We start from the raw sequence: 8537 nt of genomic DNA on the forward strand, positions 1-8537 counted from the left end.
GCGGATCGGGCGGGACGCGCGGCCGCCCGCGGCCGGCGGGGGCGGGTGCCCGCTCCTCCGCCTCGTCGTCGGGCGCGAGATCGCCCGCCGGGGCGGGCTTCACCGGGCCGAAGCCGGTCTCACCCTGGGCCGTGCCGCGTGGCGCCGGCTCGCCGCGGCCGGGATCCGGCGTGGCGAGGTCCGATCGCCCGATCCCGGCCTTGCCGCCTTCGTTCCTGTCGCCTTCGCGCTTGCCGTCCTCCGGGGAGGCCCGGTCGCGGACGGCGGTGCGGCCCGGCGGCTCGCGCCAGCCGCCGGACGACGAGGCCGCCTCGTCCGGCACCGCGTCCGGGGGCGGGGCCCGGCGGCGGAAGATCGGCACCGTGGAGCGGTAGGGCTTCGAGAGCACCGGCGCGTCGGCGGGCATCTCGAGATCGGACTGCGCGACGGCGCGGCCGACCCCGGTCAAGCCGGCGGCGGCAGCCAGCCCCAACAGGCCGGCCACGAACAGGCCCGCGCGGTGAAACGCCCTCATGCTACCCCCAGGGTGCCCCGGCCGATGCCGGCGGTCACGTCGTCGAGCGCTCGCAAGCCATTGTGGCCATTGGTTCAGGGCCGCGAGAATGCGTCAAGTCGTCGGTGCCGCGAAGTCGGCCGGACCGGAGGCCCGGCACTCTGGTCGCCTCACCGGCGGAAGATGCCCTTGAAAAGCTGCGCCGTGCGATTGCGCCGGCGCTTGCGCGCCAGCTCGGCCGCGTCCCGCATCCAGGCGACCTGCACCACCCGGCGCTCGCCCGCGAAGGGCCGGTGGCCGTGCCAGGAGGTGTCGCCGCGCAGGAAGGCGAACATCGTCCCCATCGTGGGCGGCACCTCGACCGCGTAGGGATCGAACCGCTCGCCGTCGTAGAGCACCCGCAGGCGCCCGGCTTCCGGCGCCTCCCAGGCGTCGTTCAGGTAGAGCAGGAGCGTCAGCACCTTGGCGGCACCGTCGGTGTGGATCGCCCCGTATTTCGGCTGCGAGCGGCCCATCACCGTGGTCAGCCGCGGATGGGAGACGAGGTCGATCCCGAACTTCTCGCCCAGCACCCGCGAGACGGCATCGCCCTCGAGCTCCGCGACCAGATCCCCGAACCGGCCCGAGAGGGCGACCTCGTCCACCGTGAGGTAGCCGGGCTTGGCGATGGCGGGAAAGTCGCAGGCGAGCGCGGGCACCGCCTCGGGCCGGATCACCTGCCGGCCGAGGACGTAGGGGTAGGGCGCCCTCGCAAGCGGCGCGGCGCGCACGGCGTCGAGATCGAGGACCGGCGCGGCCGGGACGGCCGAGATCACCGGGCAAGCTGCCGAAAGGGAAGGACAGGATGGGGAGGCGTCGACAGGGAAAGCATGGGTTGCTCGCGCGCGTCGGATCTTGCGGCCGTCCGGCCGGACGGCGGGCGAGGCGCCGATCATCGGATCCGATTGCGGCGGCGGCGCGGCGTGGCGGCCCGCCGTCCTGCCGGTTCTCCGGCGTTCACGTCTTGGCGAGCAAGGCTTGGCGATCAAGTGTCTCTCACAAAACTCCCGACCACCGCCTCGGCTTGCTGTGGCAGCGACATTGCGGCGGGAGTTTTGTGAGGTGCACCAAGGCCCGGCGAGCGCATCCCGGCGAGCCCCCGGGACGCCCTCGGCGTCGGGGCCCGCGCCGAGATGGACGCGGTTTAACTTGCAACGGCGACGGTGCCATGGTCCTGCCACGGGACCCACCCATGGCGGAACGGCCGACGGGCGGCGCCGAGCGCCCGCGCCCCGACCGCACCCCTTCACCGGCTCGCCCTCCAGGCGGGCCCGCCCCAAGGCCCGCCCCCGGGCGGCCCGGAGACCGCGATGCACGGCTTGAAGCAGGCTCTCCTGCAGATCTGGCGCCTGGCCTATCCCTACTACACCACCCGCGAGGTCACGACCGTGCGGCTGTGGCCGCTGCCGGCGGTGAAGATGCAGGAACGCTGGGTCGCGCTCGCCATGGCGGCCCTGGTGATCGGCATCGAGTTCGCCCAGGTGGCGATCAACGTGCGGATCTCGTACTTCAACCGCGACTGGTTCAACGCCATCCAGAGCAAGGACGCGGCGGCGTTCTGGTCGCTGCTGTTCTCGGTGTTCTGCCTGTGGGCCGCGGTCTACGTGGCGAGCGCGATCATCCAGTACGTGATCCAGTCGTTCCTGCGCATCCGCTGGCGGGCCTGGATGACCCGGCACTACGTCGAGCGCTGGCTCGGCAACGACACCCATTACCGCATGGGATTCTCGGGCGCCCAGGCCGACAACCCCGACCAGCGCATCGCCGACGACATCGACCAGTTCACCCAGACGACGCAGTCGCTGGCCATCAACGTCATCTCGACCGTCTCGAACCTGATCTCGTTCTCGGTGATCCTGTGGAACATCTCGTCGGCCTTCACGGTGCCGGGGACCGACTGGCACGTGCCGGGCTTCCTGGTCTGGGGCGCGCTGATCTACTCGGGCCTCGTCACCTGGATCACCCACCGCATCGGCCGGAAGCTCGCCGGGCTCAACTTCGAGCAGCAGCGCCGCGAGGCGGATTTCCGCTTCTCGCTCGCCCGCCTGCGCGAGTATGGCGAGCAGGTGGCGCTGCTCGACGGCGCCCGGGCGGAGAAGGTCTCGCTCGGTGAGCGCTTCGCCTCGCTGATCAAAAACTTCTACGCCATCGTCGACCGCCGCAAGAAGCTCGCCGCCTTCACGGCCAGCTACCAGCAGGTCAACGCGGTGATCCCCTACGTCCTGGTGGCGCCCTACTACTTCGCCGGCCAGATCCCGCTCGGGGTGATGACGCAGACCGCCGGCGCGTTCGCGCGGGTCGAGGGCGCGATGTCGTTCTTCATCACGTTCTACGTGACGCTGGCCGACTACAAGGCGCAGGTCGACCGGCTCACCACCTTCGACGCCGCGATGAGCCGGGCCGACGCGATGGCGGCGGCCAGCGCGCTCTCGGTCGTCCCGGCGACCGATCGCGGCCTGCACCTCAAGGGTCTCGCCCTCGACCTGCCGGACGGGCGGCGCATCGCCGAGGCCCCTGCCCTCTCGTTCCGGCCCGGCGAGACGACGCTGCTCACCGGCCCCTCGGGCTCGGGCAAGTCGACGCTGTTTCGCGCCATCGCGGGCATCTGGCCGTTCGGCGAGGGCTCGGTGACGACGCCCGAGGGCGCCCGCCTGATGCTGCTGCCGCAGCGGCCCTACCTGCCGATGGGGACCCTGCGTGCCGCCGCCACCTATCCCGAGCCCGCCGGCAGCCGCGACGACGCGGCGATCCGGGCGGCCCTGGAGGCGGCGCGGCTGCCGCACCTCGCCGGGCGCCTCGACGAGGAGGCGCCCTGGGCCCAGGCCCTGTCGCTGGGCGAGCAGCAGCGCCTCGCCATCGCCCGGGCGCTTCTGGCCAAGCCCGACTGGCTCTTCCTCGATGAAGCCACCGCCGCCCTCGACGAGCCGACCGAGGCCGCGCTCTACCGCATGCTGCGCGTGGAACTGCCGGACACCACCATCGTGTCGATCGGCCACCGCTCGACGCTGACCGCCTTCCACGACCGGCGCATCGACATGGCCCGCCGCGAGGACGGCCGCTTCGTGCCGACCGACCTCGCCGCGGCGGTGCCGGCCGAGTAGCCGACAACGGGGCGACGAAGCGCCTTGACGCGCCGCGTCGCCCCGCCTAGAAGCCGGCTCACAGGGCGCGTAGCTCAGCGGGAGAGCATTCGCTTCACACGCGAAGGGTCACAGGTTCAATCCCTGTCGCGCCCACCACCCTTGATACAGTTTCGATCGGTCGAGCCGTGGCAACCCGCGCCACATCGCCTCGATGATCGGAGTTTCGGCCTTCGACGGGCGTGCCTCCGGGCTCCTCGTCTCCCGCACCTCGGCCGAGCCGGGCGCGTAGCTCAGCGGGAGAGCATTCGCTTCACACGCGAAGGGTCACAGGTTCAATCCCTGTCGCGCCCACCATTTTACCCGAAGATCACGACGGGGGCGAAGTCCGAACGACTTTCACCGTGGTCTCGTTGGTCTGTCCATCATCCCGAGTTCCGCGTCGCAGCACGGGATTCATCGACGAATCCGTTTGACTTGCGGATGATGGCTTCGGCGATTCTTGTGTCTCAGCCCGCGACGGCGCCCGGAGATGCCGGCCCATCGAGGATGGGCCGACCTCGGAACGAGGTTGCAGGGTCGTGAGCCACCTCGACATTACGTCACGCAGGCTGCGAGCGTGTCGGCCCGCCGCGCCGGCACTCAGGCCGCGCCCGGATCGAGCCGCCGCACCGCCTCGAACAGCGCGTCGAAATGCTGGATCACCACGTCCGGCTCCAGCTCCTCCACCGGCACGTCGGTATAGCCGAACGGCACCGCCACTACCGGGATGCTGGCCGCCTTGGCGGTGGCGACGTCGGTGCGGGAATCGCCCACCATCACGGCCCGGGCCGGATCGCCGCCGGCTTGCGCGATCGTCTCGGTGAGGTGGCGCGGATCGGGCTTGAAGTACGGGAAGGTGTCGCGGCCGCAGATCGCCGCGAAGCGTCCCTTCACGCCGAGCAGCTCCAGGAGGCGGACCGAGTGCTCCTCGGGCTTGTTGGTGCAGACCGCGAGCCGGTAGCCCGCCGCCTCGAGCCGGTCGAGGGACTCGATCACGCCGGGAAAGAGGTGCGAGACCTCGCACAGGTGCTGGCCGTAATGCGCCAGGAAGACCCGGAACAGCGCGTCGAGCTTGGCCGGTGTCAGCTCGCGCCCGCCGGCCGAGAAGCCGCGCTGGATCAGCGCCCGGGCGCCCGCCCCGATCAGCTCGCGCGCCTGCGACAGAGCCACCGGCGGCAGCCCTTCCTGCGCCAGGATCACGTTCAGCGTGCCGATGAGGTCGCCGGCCGTCTCCGCCAGGGTGCCGTCGAGGTCGAACACCACGATCGGCGCGAGGCCGGCGGCGGTCGTGGGGGTGGGGGCTTGGCTCGGCATGGAATCTCGCGGCTGGCGGCGGGGTGTGGCGCCTCCTTTACAGGCCGGACATGCACGGGGCCATGCCGGGTGCCCAAAATGACGAAGGCCCGCCGGCGCACCGACGAGCCTTAAGGGGCAGGGTCCACGTTCCAGGGTGCGGGTGCGCTCTCGCGCGGCACGATTGCGATGGCCGTCTCGGCCCCGTGCCGCATTCAGCCCGCCCTGGAGCCACTATCCCTGTCGCAAGTAGTCCGGTGGAGTTTCCTGGTCACCGGCATCGGTCTGTGTCGCGTGAGGGCTGCAACCTTGAGAATTCATGGCCACCTCCTCGAGTTCTTCTCGACGAGGATCATGCTGCTCCTCTATCGATATGGGGTCAAGAGGGATTCGTAGCCGGCTGGTCGCGATCTTTGTGCGGCTTCGAAAACTTAACGACACATTAAAAATGCACCCGTCTTCCTCTGCGTCGAGCGTGCCGCGCGCGGTGGCGTCGATAAGCGAGGGACGTGAGGCGCGACGCCCTGAAACGACGAAGGCCCGCCGGCGCACCGACGAGCCTTAAGAGGCAGGGTCCACGTTCCAGGGTGCGGGTGTGCTCTCGCGCGGCACGATTGCGATGGCCATCTCGGCCCCGTGCCGCATTCAGCCCGCCCTGGAGCCACTATCCCTGTCGCAAGTAGTCCGGTGGAGTTTCCTGGTCACCGGCATCGGTATGCGTCGCGTGAGGGCTGCAACCTTGAGAATTCATGGCCACCTCCTCGAGTTCGACTCGATGAAGACTATGCTGCCCCTCCTCCCGGGAGCGGTCAAGGGGGATTCGTAGCCGACTGCGCGAACGGCGCTCCGGGTCCCGGATCCCGCGCCTTGGATCCACGGCCGGCCGGTCGACGATCCGATGCCGCCCTGCCGCGATCCGGGATGCCGGAAGATTCGCGAGTTTTCGCGGGGTTCGGACGGATCTCGTTAAGCCTGCCGGGCGATCCGGCGGGAATATACTGCAAGTTGCAGTCGCGACGACGCCTCCGTCCGCTGCGGAATGCAGGTCATGATTCGTTATCCGCGCCCGATTACCGGATATCAACGTCCGGTCGCCAGTCTCCCGATCGTGAAATCTCGAGCGATGGACTGGTGGAATCGAGCCATGCGGCCGATCGTGAAGCACATCGCGGCCCTCGCCCTCGGCCTGCCGCTGTGGGGCAGCGCCGGCACCGCCGCGGTCGAGCCGCGCATGGCCGTGGCGGTGCCGTCGGCGAGCGACCTCGACGCCCTGCTGTGGCCGGCCGGCGCGGCGGCGCGCCGGGTCGACCAGTACGGCGTGGCGCTGACCGCCGCCGACCTGCGCGACCGGATCGTGGCCGTGTCCTTCGTGGCGCCGGATTGCGCCATCGTCTGCGTCGCCCGCACCCTCGACCTCGAGCGGGTGGCCCAATCGCTCCCGGACGGCCTGCGCGAGCGCGCGGTGTTCCTCGCGATCGGGTTCGGCGGTTCGTCCGAGGCTCTGCGGGCTTTCGCGCACGGCACCGTCGGGGCGAGGCCTCGGCTTCGCGTCCTTTCCGGGGATCCGGCCTGGAGCACCGCCCTCGCCCGGATGCTGCGCTATCCGGCGACGGCGCTGCCGGAGCCGCCGCCGCAGATCCTGCTGTTCGACCGGCGCGGCGCGGTCGCGTCGAATTACGGCGGCGACCCGGTCGACCGTCCGCGGCTCGCCGGCGACATCGCCCTCCTCGACACGTTCGCGCAGGGCCTCGACGCCCCCCGCTAAAGCCGGCGTCGCGCCCCTCCCGTCCCCTGCTCCCCGCCTCCCGTTCCCGCACCGCCCGTGCGCCCTCCGCTCCGGAAGACCCGACCATGACCGACCCCGCCCGCGCCGCGATCCGGCGCTCGACGCGCCTGCGCGACGCCGCCCTCCTCTCCGCCACGATGCTGGCGACCGGCCTCCTCTCCCCGGCCGAGGCCGCGCAGTTCAGGGTCGTCGTCGCCCCGGTCGCCGACCCGATGATGACGGGCCTCCCGCTCCCCGACGCCGCCCCGGCGACGGGCGTGTTCTCGGGCGTGCAGGGCTGGCCGATGAACGCCGTCACCATGAGCCTCCTGCCGAGCGGCAAGGTCCTGTCCTTCGGCACCCCGGGGGGCAATCCCGGCACCCAGGACGGGCGCACCTTCGACACCTGGGACCCGACCCAGGGCTTCGGCGGCGGTCACGCGACCTTCAACGGCGTCGGCGGCATCAACAGCTTCTGCGCCGCCCAGGCCTTCCGGCCGGACGGTTCGCTGCTCATCGCCGGCGGCATCTTCGACAACGGCAACGACAAGGGCAGCCTGCTCTTCAAGGGCACCGGCACCGGGGTGACCGCGGTGGGCGCCAAGCTCGCCAACGACCGCTACTACTCGACCATGCTGACCCTGCCCAACGGCCAGCAGCTCATCATGGGCGGCTCCTACCCCTATCTCGGCGGCTGGGCCGACCCGCAGGGGAGCATCGACAAGGGCTACATGACCGGGATGACCCCGGAGGTCTTCGACGGCACCCAGTGGCGGACCCTGTTCGGCGCCAAGAGCCGCGACGCGTTCGGGCCGGACAACAACAGGTGGTGGTATCCCCGCGCCTGGGTCGCCCCCAACGGCAAAGTCTTCGGCATCAGCTCGGAGAAGATGTGGTTCCTCGATCCCGCCGGAAACGGCGCCGTGACGGTGACGAACTTCAAGGAGCCGCAGCGCAACGCATCCTCGGCCCTCGATGCGCCGAATGTCGGCCCGGTCTCGACCGCGGCGATGTTCGATACCGGCCGCATCCTGCAAGTCGGCGGCAACAGCTACGACAACGGCAACGGCTTCCTGTCGAGCAGTCGCGCCACGGTGATCGACATCAACGGCGGCGCGCCGGTGGTGACCGACACCGCGCCGATGAGCGTCGGCCGCGCCTGGGCCAACGCCACGGTGCTGCCGACCGGCCAGGTCGCCGTCACCGGCGGCAGCAAGTGGAACGACCGGGCCGACGGCGACACCGTGCTGCAATCGGAGATCTGGGATCCGAAGACCGGGCGCTGGTCGGCGGGCGCGTCAGGCGGGGTGTATCGCGGCTACCATTCGAGCGCGATCCTGCTGCAGAACGGCGCCGTGCTGCTCGCCGGCGGCGGCGCCCCGGGCCCGGTGGCGAACCAGAACGCCGAGGTGTTCTACCCGCCCTACCTGTTCACCACCGTGAACGGGAAGACCGCGCTGGCGCCGCGCCCGCAGATCGTCAGCCTCTCGACCGTGCAGCTCCAGCACGGCCAGGCGATGCAGGTCGAGCTGACCTCGCAGAACGGCCTCGCCCAGGTGGTCCTGGTCGGCCTGAGCGCGACGACGCACAGCTTCAACGCGGCCCAGCGCCGGCACGCCGTCGCCTTCACCCAGGCCGGCACCGCCGTGACCGTGCAGGCCCCGGCCTCGGCCAACGTCGCGCCCCCCGGCTACTACCAGCTCGTCGCGATCGACCAGAAGGGCGTGCCCTCGCCCGGCGTGATCGTGGCGCTCGGCGCCGGCGTCGCGGCCCCGAGCCAGGTGTCGGCGCCCGCGGTCGCGGCGGCCGGAACCGGGACCGGCGG

General features: G+C 71.0%; 5 protein-coding genes, 2 tRNA genes and 1 pseudogene. 5 read left to right on the top strand and 3 right to left on the bottom strand.

Going from position 1 to position 8537, the window contains the following annotated elements:
- Both HPY23_RS26585 and HPY23_RS33900 read right to left on the bottom strand, forming a co-directional pair.
- A pseudogene (locus HPY23_RS26585) lies at positions 1 to 514 on the bottom strand (hypothetical protein); the annotation flags it as partial.
- 149 nt (positions 515 to 663) lie between these two features.
- Positions 664 to 1308: a 2OG-Fe(II) oxygenase gene (locus HPY23_RS33900; RefSeq protein WP_244537511.1), complete on the bottom strand. Its 645-nt coding sequence runs from the start codon at positions 1306 to 1308 to the stop codon at positions 664 to 666.
- Positions 1309 to 1842: 534 nt separating this feature from the next.
- On the opposite strand from HPY23_RS33900, the gene HPY23_RS26595 reads away from it, so the two are divergent.
- From HPY23_RS26595 to HPY23_RS26605, 3 genes are all read left to right on the top strand, one after another.
- Complete coding sequence (locus tag HPY23_RS26595) at positions 1843 to 3633, top strand: ABC transporter ATP-binding protein/permease (protein WP_091884119.1); 1791 nt, start codon at positions 1843 to 1845, stop codon at positions 3631 to 3633.
- Between the two features lie 63 nt (positions 3634 to 3696).
- Positions 3697 to 3771: transfer RNA gene (locus tag HPY23_RS26600), tRNA-Val, on the top strand.
- A 123-nt stretch (positions 3772 to 3894) separates the two neighbouring features.
- A tRNA-Val gene (locus tag HPY23_RS26605) sits at positions 3895 to 3969 on the top strand.
- A 285-nt stretch (positions 3970 to 4254) separates the two neighbouring features.
- Here HPY23_RS26605 and gph read toward each other — a convergent pair.
- Positions 4255 to 4968 (bottom strand): phosphoglycolate phosphatase, encoded by a 714-nt coding sequence (gph, locus tag HPY23_RS26610; protein WP_091884121.1) that lies wholly within the window; start codon positions 4966 to 4968, stop codon positions 4255 to 4257.
- Between the two features lie 1123 nt (positions 4969 to 6091).
- Between gph and HPY23_RS26615 the strand changes: the two genes are divergently transcribed.
- Positions 6092 to 6712 (top strand): SCO family protein, encoded by a 621-nt coding sequence (locus tag HPY23_RS26615; protein WP_091884124.1) that lies wholly within the window; start codon positions 6092 to 6094, stop codon positions 6710 to 6712.
- Positions 6713 to 6798: 86 nt separating this feature from the next.
- A partial coding sequence (locus HPY23_RS26620) for a galactose oxidase-like domain-containing protein (protein WP_200601643.1) occupies positions 6799 to 8537 on the top strand: 1739 nt, incomplete at its 3' end.

It is taken from the genome of Methylobacterium ajmalii (assembly GCF_016613415.1).
Classification (GTDB): Bacteria; Pseudomonadota; Alphaproteobacteria; order Rhizobiales; family Beijerinckiaceae; genus Methylobacterium; species Methylobacterium ajmalii.

Excerpts from the sequence above, each read along its gene's own strand:
- HPY23_RS26615 (WP_091884124.1), top strand. The coding sequence starts at position 6,092 with ATGCGGCCGATCGTGAAGCACATCGCGGCCCTCGCCCTCGGCCTGCCG.
- HPY23_RS26595 (WP_091884119.1), top strand. The coding sequence starts at position 1,843 with ATGCACGGCTTGAAGCAGGCTCTCCTGCAGATCTGGCGCCTGGCCTAT.
- gph (WP_091884121.1), bottom strand. The coding sequence starts at position 4,968 with ATGCCGAGCCAAGCCCCCACCCCCACGACCGCCGCCGGCCTCGCGCCG.